We start from the raw sequence: 20,631 nt of genomic DNA, 5'->3' as shown, positions 1-20,631 counted from the left end.
CCCAAAAGTGACCATTTCATAAAAATCAAACTAACTTATTAAAAAAAGAGATGATATTCACAATTCATCTTTAATCATTTATGAATTAAAACATACATGCTTAGCTTATGTTTTAATTAGTTATTTTAATTAAAAAAAAATTCAGCCTGAGTGTTATCTAATCTAGCATTACCAAAAATTAATCCTTTTTACTATGGAAAAACATCTAATTACCAACCATAATTGCGCCGCTGACTAAAACACAAAGAAACACCACATTAAGCGTCAGTAATGCATGACAATAACAACTCCGTTACATGCATATTTGGTGGAGTAAAATAACAATGGATGTAAATATGATGAAGAACACATTAAAAGTAGTATTACTCACCTCTATGTTGCCTTTCGCTGCATCAGCTGCACAAGAATTAACACCTTGGTATGTTGGTGGTGGTTTAGGCGTCAACAACTATGAACCTAGCTGCGACCAAAAAACCATGAAAGTATGTGGTGAAGATGACCCATATGCTTGGGATGTATTTGGTGGTTATTTATTTAACGAATACGTCGGTATTGAGCTAGGTTATCGTGACCTTGGCCGTGCAGAATGGACTGATTATTCTAACAAGCGCAATGATGTTGGTGCTCGTGGAATGTCATTAGGTTTTGTTGGTTTTTACCCACTAGCAGACAAGTGGAGCTTATCAGCTGAAGCTGGTGCGCTTAACTACCTAATCTCGAACAAAAAAGAATACAACACTGAATATTACAGTGATAGCGGTATTGCACCATATTTAGGTGCTGGTATTGGTTATAACTTTACTGACAATTTAAAGTTACAAGCTAAATACCGTCGTTATGAAAATCTTGACGAAGAAAAGTGGAATACACTTTCGATGGAAAGTAACTATTGGGGTCTTGAGCTAAGCTACCGTTTTGGTACTAGTACTCCAGCTCCAGTTGCTGCACCAGTTGTTGTTGCACCAGTTGTTGTTCCACTTGGTGATGATGATAAAGATGGCGTAACAAACAACATCGACAAATGTCCAGACACACCATCAACTCACAAAGTTGATGCGACTGGTTGTAGTGTTTATGAAAACGTTACAACTAAGTATGATTTAGGTGGTATTTTATTTGCTAATGATTCAGCTGAAATCCGTGCTGGTTCGTTTGCTGATTTAGAAAAACTTGCTGACCACTTAACTAAATACCCACAACACACTGTATCTGTTCAAGGCCATGCGTCTAACGTAGGTAAAGCAGAATACAACATGAAGCTTTCTGAGCGTCGTGCGGTTTCTGTTGCAAGTGCACTAAACAAAAAGTATGGCATTAGCATGAGCCGTATTAATTCTGTTGGTTACGGTGTCACTAAACCAGTTATGCAAGGTAGCTCAGCTGAAGCTAACCGTGTTAACCGTCGTATCGAAGCTATCGTGACGGGTACTGAAAAGCGCGTAGTATTACGTTAATTGTAATATAGATACGCTATACTTTAGAAGTCGCTGCTTGCAGCGACTTTTTTATTTTAAGAACAACGTAAAAACTAGTACACCAGTGGCTGCCACTGACGTAGCGGTAATAGAATTGGAAGTATGTACCGTATAAACTGACCAATTCTGTCTATTTAGCAACAATAATGGCTTTAAATAAGCGAAAATAGCGGATAATTTCGTAATTTTTTTACAAATAAAGTTGGAATAATTCCTAAAATCGCTTCTAATAAAGGCATTGATCTATATTCATTGCTTAACGAGAGGAAATTTCCATGGCCAATGCACTCGCGCAACTCAAATCATTCACGACCATCGTTGCTGATACCGGCGACATAGAAGCTATTAAGCGTTACCAGCCTGAAGATGCAACAACCAATCCATCACTCATTTTAAAAGCTTCTCAGATCCCTGAATATGCTTTTCTTATCGAGAATGCTATTGAATGGGCTAAAACTCAAAGCCAAAGTATTGAACAACAGATTGAAGATGCAGGCGACAAACTTGCAGTCAATATTGGCGTAGAAATTTTAAAGCTAGTACCAGGTCGTATCTCAACAGAAGTCGATGCTCGCTTATCATTTGACAAGCAACGCTCAATCGACAAAGCGCACAAGCTAATCAAATTATATAAAGAAGCCGGAATTGATAAATCACGAATTTTGATCAAACTAGCTTCGACTTGGGAAGGTATTTGCGCAGCAAAAGTACTTGAACAAGAAGGCATCAACTGTAACCTAACATTGCTATTTAGCTTTGCTCAAGCAAGAGCTTGTGCAGAAGCTGGCGTATACCTTATTTCGCCTTTTGTTGGTCGCATCCTAGATTGGTATAAAAAAGACACAGGCCAAGATTACACTGCAGAAACCGATCCTGGTGTGGTCTCTGTTACTGAGATTTACAACTACTATAAGCAACATGGTTATAACACTGTTGTAATGGGTGCGAGTTTCAGAAATATTGGTGAAATTATTGAATTATCAGGTTGCGACCGTCTAACGATTGGCCCTGCATTACTAGAAGAATTAGCCAATACTGATGTAGAAATCATCCAGAAATTGGTTGCGACACCAGCAACACAGTCGGCTCCAACAGCACTCACTGAAGAACAATTCCGCTGGGCATTTAACGAAGACCCAATGGCAGTAGATAAGTTGGCAGAAGGCATTCGTAATTTTGCCATCGATCAAGGCAAACTAGAAGTTATGCTAAAAACAAACTTAAGCTAGTTGGAGGCTTTACTCGTGACTACACTGACTCAAAGCACGACTTGGAAGGCGCTACAAACCCATTCAAGTCAACTACCTCACATGCGCGAATTATTTGCCCAAAACCCACAACGTTTTGAGCAAATGAGCGTTGCGGCTTGTGGTCTGTTTTTAGATTACTCTAAAAACCGTGTGAACGATGAAACACTTAAGCTGCTATTCTCTCTCGCTAAAGAAGCAAAACTGAGTGAAAAAATTACTGCAATGTTCAATGGTGATGTAATTAACAACACCGAACAGCGCTCAGTATTGCACACTGCATTACGCAGTAAAGCAACTCAAACGGTTATTGCTGAAGGAGCGAATATCGTTCCCGAAGTGCAACAAACATTAGCCAAAATGGCTAAGTTTGTTGGCACGGTGCAATCAGGTGAGTGGAAAGGTTATACCGGTAAAGCGATTACAGATATCGTCAGTATCGGCATTGGAGGTTCTTTTCTTGGACCTAAAATTGTTTCACAAGCGCTTAGACCATATTGGCAAGCAGGGCTTAATTGCCATTTTGTCGCCAACGTTGATGCAACTTCAATCTGTGAAAAATTAAAAAATCTCAATGCTGAGACCACATTGTTTGTGATGTCGTCAAAATCATTCAGTACTCAAGAGACTCTTACCAATACCCTTAGTGCTAAAGATTGGTTTTTAGGCCAAGGTGCAAGTCAACAAGATGTGGCGAAACACTTTGTTGCTGTAACATCAAATGTGGCTAAGGCAACTGAGTTTGGTATGGACGCTAACAACATATTCCCAATGTGGGATTGGGTTGGCGGACGCTACTCATTATGGTCAGCCATTGGTTTACCAATCGCGCTACTTATTGGTATGGATAACTTTAAAGACTTGTTAGATGGCGCGCATCAAATGGATGAGCATTTTACTAACACGCCTATCGAACAAAATATGCCCGTCATCATGGCTATGTTGTCTGTATTGTATGGTAATTTTCATGGTGCTCAATCACATGTCATTTTAACCTACGATCATTACTTACGTGGTCTTCCGGCTTATTTTCAACAACTCGACATGGAAAGTAATGGTAAATCAGTGACACTCGATGGCACTGACGTCGATTACAGCACCGGTCCCGTCATTTGGGGCGGTGAAGGTACTAACGGTCAACATGCCTATCATCAGTTGCTACATCAAGGCACAGCACTTATTCCTGCCGACTTTATTATGCCGTTGCAAAGCCACAATCCGTTGGGTGAACATCATGACCAACTTGCATCAAACTGCTTTGGGCAAACCCAAGCCTTAATGCAAGGTCGTACCTACGATGAAGCACTGGCTGAACTAAGCAATAGCCAGCTTGATGAGCAACAAAAACCGCTTATAGCCAAACATAAGGTAATGGTTGGTAACAAGCCAAGTAATACCTTATTGATGGATAAGCTCACGCCAACAACATTAGGTGCGTTAATCGCGCTATATGAGCACAGAACCTTTGTTCAGGGTGCTATATGGCAGATAAACTCATTTGATCAATGGGGTGTAGAGCTAGGTAAGCAATTAGGCAATGATGTGCTTGAACGAATTGGTGCCGACCAAGATGCTACCGATTTAGATGCATCGAGCAATGCATTAGTGAACCTGTATCGCAAAGGTAAGCTATAGAACAAATACTAGCCTTAAATAAAAACCTCAGCTTGCTGAGGTTTTTTTATGCGTTTTTGATATCAAATTCACTAAACTGTGATTTATTAGTAACGTAAATGCAACACAACTATTGCACCCTATAGCTGAAATATGGTACTTATTTGTGCAGAGACATCATAATAACAAGGGAGGTTACCATGGATCGATTAGACTATGGTGGTGCGCTAGACGAAGTTGTTGAAAGACCAACCCGCTCAAAAAGCTCGTCAAAAAAACGCAAATGGCGTGAAATTGAAACCATTAAGGATAAACAGCGTTTACTCAAGGAATTGCAAGATATTGATGATTCATTCGATTTTGATGTTAATACATTAGTGCTTTAATTGAATCCCACCACATTTAACACTTAACGATAAAATCGATTAAAAGAGCGCATAGAGCGCTCTTTTTGTTTGCCAAAATTTATAGGTTGGCTATGAATGTACATCACAACCCTCTAGCCCAGAATAATCACATCATTTATTATCTGAATGTTCAATATAGGTCCGTAAATCTTCAAAAATCGTTTTATCATTATCATTAAATAACGGATCTTCAATTAAGCGATTTTGACATAACACGTTGATTTTTTGCCAATCGTTATTGTCTAATGCCTTAACAAAATTAGGAAATACTTCCCGTTCTTCATACTGCATATGCAATTGTTGTAGGTCAATATATTCTTGCAGATCGTTAATCAACTTGTCGCGCGAGATAACCACATCCGAAAGAATCATATTCAAGCTATAAACTAAAGCACCCGATGCCTCAGCCAAACGATGATGTTCATTATAAAGTTGGCCACAATTCGCTAAACCCGTTTTATTACTGTAATAATCGAAAATAATATCTTCCAACGGGTGATGACTATGCTCAGCATAGCCTTGCATATACTCAACGATATCCCTAACCAGATTAAAATTAACTCCGTTACCTTCAGCCAATCGAGTCAATTTATTCGAAAGGATATTCAACAAAATGGCAATATGCTTATGATCGCGCATTAAACGTTGCAACATAACCTTCTCCCGTCATCTATCTACAAAACACCAATGTATAAATAATAGCCAATAATGCATCTTTTACTAATCTACACTGTGATAAGCATTATGAGGTATGACCAAGATCATAATATTGAAATATAAAAAAACACCTAATGCCAATCTCATTGATATTAGGTGTTAGATATTTGAAGGTAAGGGGTTACTTTAACACAGCAAACATATGAGCCTTAAGCTGACCAAAATCAGCATCTAATTCTGCTGACAGAATCGTTTTGTGTGCCACTGCAGCTAATTCAGGAGGTAACGGCAAATTAATGGCCAACTCACGGTCAACCACATCTTTAAACTTCGCAGGATGCGCTGTACCTAGAAATACCCCGGTTTCGTTACCTGTTAAGCCAAGCGTTAATGCATGAGCCGCAATCGCCGCATGGGGCTCTGATTGATAACCCAACTGATAAAGTTCTGCTAAAGCGCCAGCGGTATCATCTTCAGAAAGAGCCACGCCTGTTACCAATGATAACGGCCAGCCCATTTGCTCACAAATCGCTTCAACACGAGGCCAATTACTTGGCTCTGACACATCCATAGCATTTGACATAGTCGCTACCGTTTTATACGGCTGCCATTCTCCACCAGTGAGATAACGCGGCACAGTGTCATTGCTATTGGTTGCAGCAATAAAACGTTGAATAGGTAACCCCATGGCTTTAGCAAATAACCCAGCGGTTAAGTTACCAAAATTACCACTGGGTACAGACATCACAAGCTCATTATGTCCAGCTTGCTTTGCTTGCGCTACCGCTTCAAAGTAATAACATATCTGAGCTAATAAACGGCTGATATTAATCGAATTAGCAGAATTTAACGCTAAGCCATCGCGAACATCACAGTCATCAAAAGCTTGTTTTACCAGATGCTGACACGCATCAAAGTCAGACGTTACTGCCACAGTATGAATATTTTTACCTAAGGTGGTAAACATCTTTTCTTGCAGTTCGCTAATTTTACCTTTTGGGTATAACACCATTACATTAACGTTATCTAAACCATAGAATGCATCCGCTACTGCAGCGCCAGTATCACCCGATGTTGCGGTTAAAATGGTCAGTTTTTTATTGCCAGCAAGTAAATCAACACATTGGGCCATAAACCGTGCGCCAAAATCTTTAAACGCTAATGTAGGGCCATGAAAAAGCTCTAAACAAGCGCGTTTATCATCAACCTTAACGAGTGGTACATCGAAGGTAAATGCTTTATCAACAAGCTTATCAACATTCTCCTGCCCGAGTTCATCCGCTAACCAAGCACCCAAGACTTTTCTGCTTCGCTCAGCAAAGGGTAATGCCAGTAATGCATCAATATTGGATAGTACTGGAATGGACTTTGGGAAAAACAATCCTCTATCTTTACCTAAACCCAGTTGAACCGCTTGACTGAAGTTAACTACCTGCGATGGGTGTTTTAAGTTATATAATTCCATTGCGACTGCCTTTTAAATTTCAATATCAATAATGTGAAAGAGAGCGTTACACGCAGCGCGTGCCAAGTTTATCTAATTTACAAACGTGAGCAAAACCACCTTGCTCCGAAATATAATGTTGCATCAGCCAGTTTTTGGCTTTTTCTGCGGTGGCTAAATCGTCGGTTACACTAAACAATGTTGGGCCGCTGCCAGAAATACCACTAGTAAGCATGCCTAATTCAGCTAATGCTGCTCGTGCTTCGGTATAACCAGGTATTGCGGATGCACGATAAGGTTCGGCCAAAACATCTTTCAGCATTTCAATTGCCAAAGCAGCGTCTTGCTGATAACTCGCGTGAACAAATGCACTTAAATAACGACCAAAATCGATGGCTACAGACTTATCATATTGCTGCGGCAGCAATTCGCGCATTTTGGCAGTAGATAATGAAATTCCCGGGTAAGCGATAACCCAATACCAGTTATCAAAACTTGGAATAGCAGCGCATGCTTTGTTGCTGGCATTAAGCATTAGCTGCATGCCGCCTAAATAGCATGGCGCTACATTGTCATAATGCACGCTGCCAGATATCTTCCCTTCAAACTCGCCCATCAATGCTAATAAGGCTTGCTGGTTAAAAGGCTGTCCAAAATGTTCATTTAAGGCATATAACGCAGCGACTACAGAGCTGGCACTAGAGCCTAACCCACTGCCGACTGGAAGGTTTTTCTCTAGACAAACAGTGACACCATCTTGTCGTTGTAATTTATTTAAAAAAAACTCAGCACATTGGTAAACAATATTATCCTTACCATCGCTCGGTAATTTATGTGCCCATTCACCTGTTTGGCTATATTCAACCCCGCTGGCAGCAGCGCTAATCATCACTCTATCGCCCAATAATGAGCCATCAAGTGGCGCTAATGCTGCGCCAAGCAAATCAAAGCCAACACCAACATTGCCCATAGACGCTGGAGCATACACAGTAAGCGTGTCTTGGCTTACTTTTAACGTTTGATTCATAACCCAACCTCACGAGTCCAGTTTAAGGTTCTTAATACGTCAGCAAAGGCCCCAGCAGCAGTAACATCGGTACCGGCACCATAGCCTCTTAATACAAAGGGAATTGGTTGATAATATCGGCTATAGAATGCCAGCGCATTCTCGCCACCTTTTACGCTGTATAATGGATCAGTTGCATCGACTTCAATAATTCTGACATGGCATTGCCCCTCTTCAATTTGGCCAACATAACGCAGTACTTTACCTTCGGTTTTAGCCGCCGCTACTCGAGCTGAGATAACCTCATCTAATGAAGCAAGATTGGCCATAAATTGATTAACATCGCCAGAGTCATCAAAATCAGCAGGCAATACCGATTCCACATTAATGTCGTCTAACTCCAAAGGTAAACCCACTTCGCGAGCAAGAATTAAGACTTTACGGGCGACATCCATACCACTTAAATCATCACGAGGATCAGGCTCAGTAAAACACTTATCACGGGCAATTGCTGTCGCTTGCGATAAACTCATACCGTCATCTAACATACCAAAAATGTAAGATAATGACCCAGATAAAATACCATTAAACTTATGTAGCTTATCACCGGCATACATTAATTTTTTCAAGTTATCGATAACCGGTAAACCAGCTCCTACCGTCGTTTCATACAAAAACTGTCGACGCTGAGTTAAAGCCGTTTTACGCAATGCTTGATAGTAAGCATAATCACGAGTGTTCGATTTTTTGTTTGGGGTGACGACATGGAAACCGGCATTCATCACATCAAGGTAACGGTCTGACACTAACTCGCTTGATGTACAATCAACCAGTACAGGATTAAGTAATTGCTGCTCTTGCCCCCACTCAAGTAGCTTAGCTAAATCATACGCTTGACCCTTCTCGGCCAACAATGACTGCCACTCACTAAGTTCAATGCCTTCACTATTCAACAACATTTGGCGTGAATTGGCGATACCACAAACTCTGACACTAATGTGCTGCTCTTTTAACATCGCACTTTGCTGTTTGATTTGATCGAGTAATCCAGCCCCCACATTACCGCTACCGACTAAAAAAACATCAAGATACTGCTGAACATCGAAAAATGCTTGATGACATGCTCCAATAGCATGCTTGGTTTTTTTCTGTTGAATAACAGTAGAAATAGAACGCTCAGATGACCCTTGCGCAATGGCAACGATGTTGACACTGGCTTTAGCTAGCGCAGTAAAAAACTTAGCCGCTACGCCCTTGTGGGTTTTCATGCCATCACCGATCAAAGACACAATCGACAGGTCATGACGTAACTCAATCGGTTCAAGTAATTCACTCTTAATTTCTAGCTCGAACTCCTGCTCTAATGCCCATTTCGCTTTATTGGCATCTGAAGTTGCCACACAAAAACTGATACTGTACTCAGATGAGCTTTGGGTAATAAGCGATACCGAGATACCACTACGAGAAATAACCGCTAATGTTCGGCTTGCCATACCGACCATGCCTTTCATACCTGGGCCCGATACGTTAAACATGGTTTGATTATCAAGATTGGAAATTGCTTTAACTTGTAAACCGGTTTTATCATCGTCATTAGACACTAGCGTGCCGGGAGCGGATGGATTAAAACTATTTTTGATGTAACAAGGAATATGATACTGAGCAATCGGCGCAATCGTTTTAGGATGCAATACTTTGGCACCAAAATAAGACAACTCCATCGCTTCTTGGTAGCTTAGCTGCGATAACAATTTAGCATCAGCAACCACTCGAGGATCTGTGTTATAAACCCCATCAACGTCAGTCCAAATTTCACAACTTGAGGCATCTAAACATGCCGCCAGTACCGCAGCTGAATAATCAGAACCATTGCGGCCTAATGTGACGATCTTGCCCTGAGCATCTGCAGCAGTAAAACCAGGCATCACCCACACTCGATATTGATCAAGCGGTAGTAAGGTAAAGCGAGGTTTGCTCACCGCAATATCAACGACCGACTCCAACGGCTGACCATGCGCTAAAAATAACGCCACTGGATCTAATTGTGCTGAAGTGATGTCTTTCGCCAACATAACTTGTTCCATTAATGCCGCAGATAAACGCTCACCCGTCACCACTATTTCAGCACGAACACTATCAGGGCATTCGCCTAGCAGTTTAATACCGTAAAGTTTATCTTTCCAAACTTGCATTTGTGCTGTTAATTTCCCAACCAGCAGCTCATGTTGAAGAGCCGTAATAAGTGATGCCGCCGCGTCAGAAAACAGCCCGCTATAGACCAAATGAATATGATCTAATACCGGTTGATAATCATGTTGTTCAACTGCTATGTCTACCATTTCTAAAAGCGCATTGGTCACTGTGGCAGGAGCTGAAAGCACTGTAGCAACAGATTCTGTCAAAGCCGTATCAGCAATAATATCTGCCGCCATCGAAAAACGAGGCCAATTCGCTAGCGATGTTCCACCAAATTTCATTACTTTCATGTCGCTCTCCTTGTCACTCATAAAGTGACAACATTAAATTAAAATCAAATAATTAGAATAAAAACAAAAAAGCCCGCTTCAGTTGTTAGAAGCGGGCTTTTTATGCAAAATCTTTTAAGGTGTAATCAGCCCGCCCCCACTATGGTAATAGTGGTGGTTGTAATGGTTGTAATTACAACGAGCATGAGGGTAAACATTTGATGATTCTCTTCGTTAGGTTAAATGTTAACTGCCGATAATATTTAATTAGATTAAATAGCTGATCCACGTTGGCTAACAGAATTGCTTTTTTAACCTAAGGTTGTCAACCCCTCATTACAGTTTATTTACTAGTTATTTTTTAAGTTGAGTTGATTTTTTTAATAATTAAGTTGTTAAAAATCGATAATGAGTAGTGATAACCATTATTGATTGCCTTATCCAACGTTAACGTAGACGTAAGAGTAATAAATAAAGTTAAGTAAATACAACAATTTCATAATGATAGAAGTAGTAACTTAATATGTATTCATAAAAAGATTGCCAATAAATGTGTAACCAAGATGATTTATCCGCCTTAGCTATTTCCTACACCAATTAAATGATTTATTTTCACCATCAGTCGATGTAAAACATGCAGCATAAGACAAAACAAAAAAAGCTGTGATTCAATAACCAAAAACTGATGTTAGTCATCGCAGCCTTATATCAAAATACGGTATGATACTCACATCACAATTGGAGGCGATATGAAAATTACAAAACATGCGGCGGTCACTATTCATTACCGCTTATCTGATGAGCAAGGTCTATTAGTAGAAAGTTCATTTGAAAGTGAACCAATGGTTTACTTACATGGCACTGAAAATTTAATTCCTGGACTTGAATCAGTTTTGGAAGGTAAAACTGTTGGTGAAAATATCGAGGCAAAGATCCCTGCGGAACAAGCCTATGGCGAATATCACCCAGGTTTAAAGCAAGAAGTTCCTGTCAGTGCATTTGGTGATGTCGAAGATATCGTTCCAGGTATGCGTTTTATCGCTGAAACTGAAATGGGTCAACGCCCTGTTCAAGTAATTGAAGTGAAAGATGATGTCATCGTTGTTGATGGTAATCACCCTCTAGCGGGTCAGTCACTGCATTTTAGTGTCGAAGTTATTGCTGTAAGAGAAGCAACAGCAGAAGAGCTATCTCATGGACATATCCATGCAGAAGGCGGCTGTGGTAGCCATGGACACGATCACGGACACGACCATGAATCATGTGGCACAGAGAAACCTGGCTGTGATGGGAATGGCGGCTGTGGCTGTCGTTAATTCATTATTGATTAAATAGATAAGTGACTCATTCTATTTTTAATGTCTATTTGTCAGTAAAAAGGTTGAAACATCGTAAGGCACTGTCTAGTTACTAGGCAGTGCCTTTTTGTTTAGGTTATAGTTAGTTCGTTAGTCACATCAATTAGTCAGATTTATTGTATCGACCGTTAAGGATAACTAGGCGGTACAATCCTCACTAATTGACAACCAATATAATAATTAATACCTAGCGACGGAGTGCTTATGTTAATTAAACCGCTGTATGAATTACTGCCGTTCACTTACATGCTTGTAGGCAGTGTCAGTATTTTTCTTCTTGAACCTAATTATGCACTTATTGCTTCAATTGTAGTGTATTTATATGGTGCACATATTTACAACTTACGTTCCAAGAACCGTAGAACCGATCCCAAACGTAAACGCAAATCAGGATTCATTCCCGAAACGATTTATGGTTTATTACCCTTTATTTACGTATTAAGTGCCGTGAGCCTTTATCGTTTTTACCCTAGAGATTCGAGCACACTTTTTGCTCTGTGCCTAACCACGTATGGTGGATACCTATTTTTAAGACGCTTAAGTTATCGTCATCACAGATTACCGCGTGGAGTTAGCCAATAGTCAGATTTATTATTGCTATGAGGATGAAAAAGGTTAACTGAACAAAACAGCATAATGAATTGATTAGCAATTGTTAATAGTGAACCTAATTTAATTAAAATCGATGGGTGTCTATTTGATTTTATGAGCAATGCTTTAGGCTCGATAGGTAACAAAAGACACCTATCGAGTCAGTTATATTGGTGATTTATCAGCACTGAATTATCAGCACTGAGGACTGAAATATTGTGTCGATGCGAATTGATGACCAATTGCTTAGCCTAAAATCAATTGTTAACCTAGAATCAATTTTTTAACTAAGTCCCTTTGATTTACTGGCATATTTTTTAAATAATTTGAACACCGTGTAATCGTTGCAATACTCACTTGATGTTCTGCAGCAATTTGTCTCTGACTCAATTCCCCTGCTAATAACGTTTGGAACACCTGTAAACGCCCAGAAACTGCACTCCGCTCTTCTTCGGTTAATAATAAATGAAACAACACCGACAAATCATCTTCATTTGCATGGGTTAATATTTTTTCTACCACTAAATTCCAATTGGCACGCATTATTTTTCTCTTTTTAGTAATGCCCAGACATTACAAGTGTACCAAGGAACGACGTCGATTAGCAAAATTGCTACCGATAAACTTGTAATGAAAAATGAAAAATAACTGCGGGATGCTATTGATGAAAGATATCGCAAAATGCTTATAAAATTGTGTAGAATGAGATTTAATACCCTCATAACTAAGCGCTAAAAACTCGACTAAGCTGTAGGCTGAACATTTAATGGTTAGCACTTTAGTTAAAATTTAGCATAATTATGTGGATATCAGTGCTTATGGAACCGGTACCACCCACAAAAAAGTGAAGGATGACGATGAAAAAGATATTACTAACGGTTGCGGCAACCGCAATGATGATCCCTGCTGTGTTTGCGAATAATTTTGAAGAACCTGCAGATGCCATTGAATACCGCCAAGCTGCTTTCGGCTTAATTGCTTATAACTTTGGTGATATGGGCGCTATGCTAAAAGGTAAAAAACCTTTTGATGCTGCTGTATTTAGTGCTCGTGCAGATAATGTTGCAGCGCTATCAAAAATACCACATGAAGGTTTTATTGCTGGTTCAGATAAAGGCGATACCGAAGCACTAGCTAAAATTTGGCAAGATAAAGCAGATTTTGATAGCAAAATGACTGCATTTCAAGATAATGCCGCGGCATTAGCTGTTGCAGCTAAATCAAGCGATAAAAATAGCATTAAACAAGCTTTTGCTAACACTGGTAAAAGCTGTAAAGGTTGTCACGACGTTTACAAAAAAGACTAATTTAATTCGTTAGCTCTGGTGAGTATAAGTAGCTCTACTCAATAGTGAAAATGATAAAAGCCCATCTTTATGGGCTTTTTTATTGGCTTTAATTAACCTGAAATTATAAAAAACTGACCACAGGTTCGAGTAACAACCACCAAATAGCAGCAAAAATAACTGACACGATAACTAACGCCATCCAAGGCGAACGCAATGTAGGTGAAGTGACCTGCTCGGTAACTTGTTTATAACCGCTGAACATGGCTTTAAGTACATTGTCACCCTTAAAAACATGCACTAACACGGCAATAATATGTACCGCAGCCAAAGCCAAAATAAGGTTGAAATTAGTTTTATGCAGCCAGGTTAGCCACCCCGCAGTATCTGACGAAACGAGATATATCAGCGGACCTTCAGTAAAAATATCATCTGTTGCAAATAAACCGGTACTTAACTGCAACACAAGCGATCCCAGCAACACAATCACCATATAACCACCTAGTGGATTATGCCCAAGTGACGAAGGTTTAGGTTGGGCTTTCGCGTAAGCGATAACTTTTTTAGGTGCAACAAAAAAATGTGTAAACTTAGCGGTGTCACTTCCTATAAAGCCCCAAATTAATCTAAATGTAATCAGAGTCATCAATAGATACGCCAATATCTGATGCCACTGCATTTCACCTATTTCGGCTGTCCACCATAATCCGCCAATTAAACACACCATAGCCCAATGGAAAAAACGTGTTGGAAAATCCCATACCTTTATTTTTTGTTGTTCTATACTCATTAATAACCTGCTTATTACTATTCTTTACTGACAAATTATAAACTCATCAGCAATAAATAAAACAAGAAGGTTTACAAACTAATACAAATAAACATGCTTACGCAGCTAAAAAAGACAACCAAAGAAGCTTTGCTTTATAAAGAGGATGAACCTAACGAGAAGTAATAAATCAATGTCAGCTAAGTAACCAGTAACATAGGATAAAGGAGCATGCTTGTAGAGCGTTTATGAATAAGACAACCCCATACAAAATCGTGCTTGAAATTGTATGAAAAAACCTCAGCAAAGCTAATTAAGTATTAACTTATCCATACAAATATGAGCCTATACTGACAGCATTACAAGCATATTTAATGGCTTTTTTGTTCAAAACGTCTAAGAGATCAAATATGCAGCACTCGATATATAAAGCCGGTAAAAGTGTGATGTAGATCACGAATTTTATGGTTAACCTTGGTAATCTGGAGTTAAGCAAACAACAAGAAGGTTCTAAATATGCTGAAAATCACTAGCAAACAACTTGAAGTCACTGCCCTTATCCGTGAACGTATTGAAGGACGATTAGAAAAATTAAGTCGACATGATATTCAATTAATTAACCCGCACGTCATTATTACTCAAGAAAAGCAGTTGTTTAAAATAGAGGCATCAGTTGGATTACCTAGTGGAGATTTATTCGCCCAGGCAAAAAGTGAAAACCTATACGCAGCAATTACTGCAATGGGACAAAAGCTGGAAAAACAGCTAAATCGCCTGACCCACAAACCCCAGGCTCAACGCCATGTATCATTACCAAATGACACAGAAAGCGAATTTGAGTATGTTTATAAGGAGGAAAACGCCGCTTGATATTATTTATCTCTCACCAGCGCACCTTCGGGTGCGCTTTCTTTTGTCTATAATCCAATACTCAAGCATTGATGAGTAAATTTACGTTGACAGTCGCCTGTCAGAGCTTTAGTTTTACTCCATGAACAAAAAAATATTCAGCCTTTTTATTTTCTTTTTTATTCAGCCCACCTCTGGAGGCGGATTTTCTGTGTAAAAACGAAAATGAAAATTCTAAAGCCTCCCAACTGGGAGGCTTTTTTGTCTTATAAACTCTGCCGTATCTAGTCATGCGCCAGTATGTAGCGTCACATTGAGGTCAATATGCAAAAACCACCTGAGTTAAGTCAAACTCGTGAACAGATAACTGCCTTGGATAAATCCTTATTAGCGTTGTTATCTCAGCGCCGCCAATTGAGCCTAAATGTTGCACGCAGCAAAGAAGTTGATGTTAGACCGATACGAGATACACAACGAGAAAAAGAACTACTTGAAAGACTAGTACAGCAAGGGCGCGACCAAGGACTTGATGCACATTTTGTGATATCACTTTATCAAAGCATTATTGAAGACTCGGTTTTATTTCAACAAACGTATCTTCATGGTAGAGCTAACCCAGACACTCAAAAGCAGCAATATACTGTGGCTTATTTGGGTGCTAGGGGTTCTTACTCTTACTTAGCTGCAAGCCGTTACTGTTCACGCCGTCAAGTCGAAATGCTTGATTTCGGCTGCAAAAGTTTTGATGAAATTGTTAATGCCGTTGAATCTGGTCATGCCGATTATGGTTTTTTACCGATTGAAAATACCTCTTCAGGATCTATCAATGAAGTGTATGACGTACTGCAACATACAACGCTGTCAATTGTTGGCGAAACAACTATTGAAGTGAGTCATTGTTTACTCACTAAACCCAACAGTAAACTATCTGATATCAAGACTATTTACGCTCACCCGCAGCCGATCAGTCAATGCAGTCGCTATTTAAGTCAACATCCTCATATCAAACTTGAATATTGTTCTAGTAGTGCTGAAGCCATGACAAAAGTTGTCGAGGCAGACAGCAATACTGTCGCAGCCATAGGCAGTGCTGAAGGCGGAGCCCTGTATCAGTTAATTGCGATGGAGCAAGGTTTAGCTAACCAAAAAATCAATCAGAGTCGTTTTATTGTTGTCGCTCGAAAAGCCTCTGCGGTGCCTTCTCAGCTGCCAGCAAAAACCACCTTGATCATGGCGACAGGACAGAAGCCAGGAGCATTAGTAGAAGCATTATTGGTACTTAAAGCTCATAATTTGAATATGAGTAAGTTAGAATCTCGTCCAATACCTGGAACACCATGGGAGGAGATGTTTTACCTCGATATTGATGGCAACTTGGCTACTACCGAAGTACAACAAGCGATTAAAGAGTTAGAGCGCCTTACTCGTTTTATCAAAGTATTAGGCTGTTATCCATGTGAAACCGTTAAACCTACACAACTATCGCAAGCTCAATTATTAATTGAACCCGGTAGCTCTAAACAAGAGCCAATCAAACCTATACCAAATAGCCAAGCTAAGCATTCACGCGACTATAAATCACAAGATACTCAATTGTTCTGTCAGCACTTACAAATAGGCGCCGGACAATTTAGCGCATTACAGCAAATTAACTTACCGATAGATAATACCGAACTGGCTACGCAAGCAAAGCACATCAAAGAATCAGGCTTTCAAGCCATTGTGCTCAATGATTTAAAACAACAACTCAATGAACAACAATTAAAACAGCATGCACAGGTCATCGAACAAGCTGGTTTATTATGTGTAATGCAAATAGATCAAGAACAGGAGTTTATCGTTGCTAGCCAATTAGCAGATATGCTGATATTAAGTGGTAAACAAATGTACAACCCGGACATGTTAACCTTAATTGGTTCCGTCAATTTGCCGGTAATATTAGAAAGAAACACCATGGCTAGTATCGATGATTGGCTACAAGCTGCCGATGCAGTCCTTAGTCACGGTAATCAACAACTCGGGCTATGCGAATCAGGTGTACGTAGTTTCACGCACCCAGAGCAGTTAAGCCTCGATTTAGCCGGATTGGTTGAAGTGAAATCCCGCAGTCATTTACCTGTAATCGTTAACACGAGCTTCTGTATTAATGCTGCACTGTTAACTACTCATGCAAATGCCGTTAAGCAACTTAATGCTGACGGAATTATATTGTTACATCAAGATGGTGTATCGCAAGCTGATATTATTCATGGTTTATACCAAGCAAAGTAACGATTAAATAACCGGGAATGACACACATAAAAATGCCGAGAATATTCTCGGCATTTTATTACTCGTAATTGTAAAAGGTAATTAGTTATTCAAGGCTATTCAATAATCATACTGCTAGGCCATCATTTAAACTTATCCAGCCTTTAAAAATACGATAACTGAACCAACTAACACCCAGTAAGTACATGGGTAAACTCAGCCATAAAGGACTAAGCCAATATCCAGCAATAAAAAATGGACATAGGCCAATAATACTCATACGTTGCCAACGTAGATGACTACCCAACACAGAGTCTGGGTTGACGTTCTTTTGGATCAAATTAAGCCAAAAACTCAATAATACAGGCACAAAAAATAATGGAAAAGCACTCATTAAGCCGTAAAGAAAATGCCCTAAGGAATTATCTTCAACCTGTTGAACAGGTAGCATATTCGATGGCATCATCGACATGGGGTATCCTCCAAAGGTAACTAAGTTTACTGAGCTAACACAGCGTTATTTGGCTACCGTATTAACTAAACATAAGCTTTGTGTCACTATTTCGCAATAATTAGTTCAATTAATAATGCTTCATTTAGCGTTATCCAGCTTTCATATCATTAACAGATTGCAACATGGCGCGACTTTCATGTTGGAACTGCGGCGCAAAGTCACCAAACCATTTAGCGACACGCTGGAACTGCTCCACAAAGGCTTGCCTATTACCGGTTTGCAACATTGTTAATGCATCACGATAATTATCTAGATAATCACTAATCGCGTGTTGGCTGCCAGGTTGGGCAAAAATAATATCGGCATAAAGCTCGGGATCTTGAGCAAATAAACGACCAACCATGGCTAACTCTAAACGATAAATCGGTGAGCTAAACTGTAATAAGTTACCAATATCAGCTTCTTCTTTGCACAAGTTGACGCCATATACGAATGTTGAAAAGTGACGCATAGCCTGTACAAGTTGCATCGCTTTATCATGACGCTCTGCTTCAGCTTCAACTATTCGCGCCCCCCAAATTTCAATCTGTTGTAGTAACCATTGATACGCTTCTTGATGACGGCCATGACACACCACCACCACCTGTTTAGCGAGACTACCAACATCTGGGCCAAACATAGGATGCAGACCCACTACAGGGCCTTTATGCGCAGCTAACATTGCCGCTAAAGGTGCTTCTTTAATCGAGGTGAGATCAGCTAGAATACAATTTTCAGGTAGCTGGGTTAACTTGTCACGGATCACTTCGCAGGTCACATTTATGGGTACGGTAACAATCACTAATCCTGCACCATCAAAAATGGCAGCGGCATCTTGCCAATCATTTTTATCTATACTTTTAACTTCATAGCCAGAAAGAACCAACATTTGGCTAAATAACTGTCCCAGTTTGCCCTGACCACCCACAACGACCACATGACCCAGATCTTGCTTAATCTGCTTAAACCCAACATCTTTTTCATTTAAGTAAGATTCGCGCATAAGTCGACGTAAAATATCTTCGATTAACTGTGGTGAGACATTCATTTTTTGTGCTTCGTCTCGACGTTTAGCTAACATCGATGCTTCACGTTGTGGGGCATAAATAGGTACACCAGCCGCATGTTTTACGGCACCAACTTGCGCCACTAAATCGAGACGTTTACGTAATAAATGCAGTAATTGTTGATCCACGCCATCAATTAAATCACGAAGATGCTCTAAGCCTGCTGTGGTTTTTTCATTCATCTGTTTATCCATTAACCGTTAACAACCTGCAGCGTCTCAAAACGCGTTGGTAATACTGCAGACAACTGGTTAGCGCCTTGTCTTAAAATGGTTTCAGTAGTTTCCCAATCAATGCATGCGTCAGTGACAGAAACACCATATTTTAGCTCTGCTAACGGTTTATCTGAACTCTGATTACCTTCATTGAGGTTACTTTCAAGCATAACACCGATGATAGATTTATTACCTGCTTCAATTTGGTTAAATACATCTTCGCAAACGTTTTTTTGACGTTGATGATCTTTTGATGAATTACCATGACTGCAGTCAACGACTAAACGAGCACTGAGTTTCGCCTTATGAATTTGGGCTTCACTCTGAGCAACACTGTCTGCATCATAGTTAGGTGCTAAACCGCCACGTAAAATAATGTGTCCATCTGGATTACCGGCCGTTTGCAACAAAGAAACTTGACCTTCTTGGTTAATGCCCATAAAGCGGTGGCTGCTGGCAGCTGATTTTAATGCATTAATAGCCACTTCCAACTTACCATCTGTGCCATTTTTAAAACCAACAGGCATCGACAAACCTGAAGCCATTTCTCGATGAGTTTGCGATTCTGTGGTTCTTGCGCCAATTGCAGACCAAGTAACTAGCTCGGACAAATATTGCGGACTGATCGGATCCAGCGCTTCTGTCGCGATAGGTAATTCAAGTTCAGCAAGCCAAATCATGAGTTCTCGAGCCATTCTGAGTCCTTTCTCGACATCAAATGACTCATCCATATCAGGGTCATTAATCAACCCTTTCCAACCGACAGTTGTGCGAGGCTTTTCAAAATACACGCGCATTAAAATGTAGAAATCATCACTGAGTTCATCATGTAACTTTTTCAGCTTTAATGCATACTCTTTTGCCGCGGCAATATCATGAATAGAACATGGCCCCGTCACCACAAGCACGCGATTATCACGTTTATGGACTATATCTGAGACTTGCTTACGAGCATTTAGAATATATTGATAAGCATGAGTTGATAATGGAAGTTCTTGCTTTAACTCTGCAGGAGTCACTAGCACTTGTTCTGAACTGATGTGCACATTATTAATGGTATCTTGTTGCATACTTATCACTCTCTTTTGACGACAGACCAAAGGTCACTAATAGATTTATTTTTTAGGTATTGGATAGTACAATCTGTATTTTTGTAACGCTACACCATTACACCTTAAAAGCAACTATGCCTGCGCAAAGGTCCTAGAGCAAGGCTTATTTACACAAAGTGTAAAAAATCATATAACCGATGATATTTCGTACAAAAAAATAACCCCAGTCATACATCTTGTACGCGCTCTACTCGCTGTTACCGCTCTGCTCGCTGTTACCGCTCTACTCGCTGTTACCGCTCTACTCGTTGTTACCGCTCTACTCGTTGTTACCGCTCTACTCGTTGTTACCGCTCTACTCGTTGTTACCGCTCTACTCGTTGTTA

General features: G+C 39.9%; 18 protein-coding genes and 2 other annotated features. Of the genes, 9 read left to right on the top strand and 9 right to left on the bottom strand.

Annotation, left to right across the window (positions count from 1 at the left end):
* Positions 1-335 precede the first annotated feature (335 nt).
* The 4 genes from AAEY98_RS20125 (at position 336) to AAEY98_RS20110 (ending at position 4,722) form a co-directional block, all read left to right on the top strand.
* Complete coding sequence (locus tag AAEY98_RS20125; protein ID WP_351019139.1) at positions 336-1,454, top strand: OmpA family protein; 1,119 nt, start codon at positions 336-338, stop codon at positions 1,452-1,454.
* A 296-nt stretch (positions 1,455-1,750) separates the two neighbouring features.
* Complete coding sequence (gene tal / locus AAEY98_RS20120; protein WP_101086373.1) at positions 1,751-2,704, top strand: transaldolase; 954 nt, start codon at positions 1,751-1,753, stop codon at positions 2,702-2,704.
* Positions 2,705-2,719: 15 nt separating this feature from the next.
* Entirely contained in the window at positions 2,720-4,357 is a 1,638-nt protein-coding gene (pgi, locus tag AAEY98_RS20115; protein ID WP_192114411.1) for a glucose-6-phosphate isomerase, read from the top strand.
* A gap of 179 nt (positions 4,358-4,536) precedes the next feature.
* A complete protein-coding gene (locus AAEY98_RS20110; RefSeq protein ID WP_101086371.1) occupies positions 4,537-4,722 on the top strand; it encodes a DUF3545 family protein in 186 nt (61 codons plus the stop codon).
* 132 nt (positions 4,723-4,854) lie between these two features.
* On the opposite strand, the gene AAEY98_RS20105 is transcribed toward AAEY98_RS20110, so the two are convergent.
* From AAEY98_RS20105 to thrA, 4 genes are all read right to left on the bottom strand, one after another.
* Positions 4,855-5,397, bottom strand: coding sequence for a hemerythrin domain-containing protein (locus AAEY98_RS20105; RefSeq protein WP_101086370.1), 543 nt, complete (start codon positions 5,395-5,397; stop codon positions 4,855-4,857).
* Between the two features lie 184 nt (positions 5,398-5,581).
* Complete coding sequence (thrC, locus tag AAEY98_RS20100) at positions 5,582-6,865, bottom strand: threonine synthase (RefSeq protein ID WP_351019134.1); 1,284 nt, start codon at positions 6,863-6,865, stop codon at positions 5,582-5,584.
* A gap of 46 nt (positions 6,866-6,911) precedes the next feature.
* Entirely contained in the window at positions 6,912-7,871 is a 960-nt protein-coding gene (gene thrB / locus AAEY98_RS20095) for a homoserine kinase (protein WP_351019131.1), read from the bottom strand.
* Positions 7,868-10,336, bottom strand: a complete 2,469-nt coding sequence (gene thrA / locus AAEY98_RS20090; protein ID WP_351019128.1) for a bifunctional aspartate kinase/homoserine dehydrogenase I — start codon at positions 10,334-10,336, stop codon at positions 7,868-7,870. Before thrA ends, thrB begins: the two co-directional genes overlap by 4 nt.
* Positions 10,337-10,398: 62 nt before the next feature.
* Positions 10,399-10,521 (bottom strand) — a sequence feature (Thr leader region).
* A 543-nt stretch (positions 10,522-11,064) separates the two neighbouring features.
* On the opposite strand from thrA, the gene slyD reads away from it, so the two are divergent.
* Positions 11,065-11,631: a peptidylprolyl isomerase gene (gene slyD, locus AAEY98_RS20085; RefSeq protein ID WP_011638355.1), complete on the top strand. Its 567-nt coding sequence runs from the start codon at positions 11,065-11,067 to the stop codon at positions 11,629-11,631.
* A 246-nt stretch (positions 11,632-11,877) separates the two neighbouring features.
* Positions 11,878-12,255, top strand: a complete 378-nt coding sequence (locus AAEY98_RS20080) for a hypothetical protein (protein ID WP_182744774.1) — start codon at positions 11,878-11,880, stop codon at positions 12,253-12,255.
* A gap of 273 nt (positions 12,256-12,528) precedes the next feature.
* Here AAEY98_RS20080 and trpR read toward each other — a convergent pair whose 3' ends face one another.
* Positions 12,529-12,807 (bottom strand): trp operon repressor, encoded by a 279-nt coding sequence (gene trpR / locus AAEY98_RS20075; RefSeq protein ID WP_350998910.1) that lies wholly within the window; start codon positions 12,805-12,807, stop codon positions 12,529-12,531.
* A 314-nt stretch (positions 12,808-13,121) separates the two neighbouring features.
* Between trpR and AAEY98_RS20070 the strand changes: the two genes are divergently transcribed.
* Entirely contained in the window at positions 13,122-13,571 is a 450-nt protein-coding gene (locus tag AAEY98_RS20070) for a c-type cytochrome (RefSeq protein ID WP_101086364.1), read from the top strand.
* 103 nt (positions 13,572-13,674) lie between these two features.
* Here AAEY98_RS20070 and AAEY98_RS20065 read toward each other — a convergent pair whose 3' ends face one another.
* On the bottom strand, positions 13,675-14,340 hold the full coding sequence (locus tag AAEY98_RS20065) for a cytochrome b/b6 domain-containing protein (RefSeq protein WP_162023682.1): 666 nt from the start codon (positions 14,338-14,340) through the stop codon (positions 13,675-13,677).
* A gap of 495 nt (positions 14,341-14,835) precedes the next feature.
* On the opposite strand from AAEY98_RS20065, the gene hpf reads away from it, so the two are divergent.
* On the top strand, positions 14,836-15,189 hold the full coding sequence (gene hpf, locus AAEY98_RS20060) for a ribosome hibernation-promoting factor, HPF/YfiA family (RefSeq protein ID WP_101086362.1): 354 nt from the start codon (positions 14,836-14,838) through the stop codon (positions 15,187-15,189).
* A 123-nt stretch (positions 15,190-15,312) separates the two neighbouring features.
* Positions 15,313-15,434, top strand: a sequence feature (Phe leader region).
* Between the two features lie 58 nt (positions 15,435-15,492).
* Positions 15,493-17,439, top strand: coding sequence for a prephenate dehydratase (gene pheA, locus AAEY98_RS20055; RefSeq protein ID WP_182744771.1), 1,947 nt, complete (start codon positions 15,493-15,495; stop codon positions 17,437-17,439).
* A 106-nt stretch (positions 17,440-17,545) separates the two neighbouring features.
* Here the strand turns inward: pheA and AAEY98_RS20050 are convergent, their stop codons facing one another.
* The 3 genes from AAEY98_RS20050 to AAEY98_RS20040 form a co-directional block, all read right to left on the bottom strand.
* A complete protein-coding gene (locus tag AAEY98_RS20050) occupies positions 17,546-17,890 on the bottom strand; it encodes a hypothetical protein (protein WP_011638362.1) in 345 nt (114 codons plus the stop codon).
* Between the two features lie 130 nt (positions 17,891-18,020).
* Entirely contained in the window at positions 18,021-19,160 is a 1,140-nt protein-coding gene (gene tyrA / locus AAEY98_RS20045) for a bifunctional chorismate mutase/prephenate dehydrogenase (protein ID WP_162023684.1), read from the bottom strand.
* 11 nt (positions 19,161-19,171) lie between these two features.
* Positions 19,172-20,263, bottom strand: coding sequence for a 3-deoxy-7-phosphoheptulonate synthase (locus tag AAEY98_RS20040; protein WP_011638364.1), 1,092 nt, complete (start codon positions 20,261-20,263; stop codon positions 19,172-19,174).
* Between the last annotated feature and the right edge of the window lie 368 nt (positions 20,264-20,631).

This window comes from Shewanella sp. AC91-MNA-CIBAN-0169 (genome assembly GCF_040310165.1).
GTDB lineage: Bacteria > Pseudomonadota > Gammaproteobacteria > Enterobacterales > Shewanellaceae > Shewanella.
Note: the sequence above shows the minus strand (reverse complement) of the source record. Positions and strands in the feature narration are given on the sequence as shown.

Bases quoted from the DNA above. Each gene is read 5' to 3' on its own strand.
- AAEY98_RS20125 (WP_351019139.1), top strand. From the start codon at position 336: ATGATGAAGAACACATTAAAAGTAGTATTACTCACCTCTATGTTGCCT.
- tal (WP_101086373.1), top strand. From the start codon at position 1,751: ATGGCCAATGCACTCGCGCAACTCAAATCATTCACGACCATCGTTGCT.
- AAEY98_RS20110 (WP_101086371.1), top strand. From the start codon at position 4,537: ATGGATCGATTAGACTATGGTGGTGCGCTAGACGAAGTTGTTGAAAGA.
- AAEY98_RS20105 (WP_101086370.1), bottom strand. From the start codon at position 5,397: ATGTTGCAACGTTTAATGCGCGATCATAAGCATATTGCCATTTTGTTG.
- thrC (WP_351019134.1), bottom strand. From the start codon at position 6,865: ATGGAATTATATAACTTAAAACACCCATCGCAGGTAGTTAACTTCAGT.
- thrB (WP_351019131.1), bottom strand. From the start codon at position 7,871: ATGAATCAAACGTTAAAAGTAAGCCAAGACACGCTTACTGTGTATGCT.
- thrA (WP_351019128.1), bottom strand. From the start codon at position 10,336: ATGAAAGTAATGAAATTTGGTGGAACATCGCTAGCGAATTGGCCTCGT.
- slyD (WP_011638355.1), top strand. From the start codon at position 11,065: ATGAAAATTACAAAACATGCGGCGGTCACTATTCATTACCGCTTATCT.
- AAEY98_RS20080 (WP_182744774.1), top strand. From the start codon at position 11,878: ATGTTAATTAAACCGCTGTATGAATTACTGCCGTTCACTTACATGCTT.
- trpR (WP_350998910.1), bottom strand. From the start codon at position 12,807: ATGCGTGCCAATTGGAATTTAGTGGTAGAAAAAATATTAACCCATGCA.
- AAEY98_RS20070 (WP_101086364.1), top strand. From the start codon at position 13,122: ATGAAAAAGATATTACTAACGGTTGCGGCAACCGCAATGATGATCCCT.
- AAEY98_RS20065 (WP_162023682.1), bottom strand. From the start codon at position 14,340: ATGAGTATAGAACAACAAAAAATAAAGGTATGGGATTTTCCAACACGT.
- hpf (WP_101086362.1), top strand. From the start codon at position 14,836: ATGCTGAAAATCACTAGCAAACAACTTGAAGTCACTGCCCTTATCCGT.
- pheA (WP_182744771.1), top strand. From the start codon at position 15,493: ATGCAAAAACCACCTGAGTTAAGTCAAACTCGTGAACAGATAACTGCC.
- AAEY98_RS20050 (WP_011638362.1), bottom strand. From the start codon at position 17,890: ATGTCGATGATGCCATCGAATATGCTACCTGTTCAACAGGTTGAAGAT.
- tyrA (WP_162023684.1), bottom strand. From the start codon at position 19,160: ATGAATGAAAAAACCACAGCAGGCTTAGAGCATCTTCGTGATTTAATT.
- AAEY98_RS20040 (WP_011638364.1), bottom strand. From the start codon at position 20,263: ATGCAACAAGATACCATTAATAATGTGCACATCAGTTCAGAACAAGTG.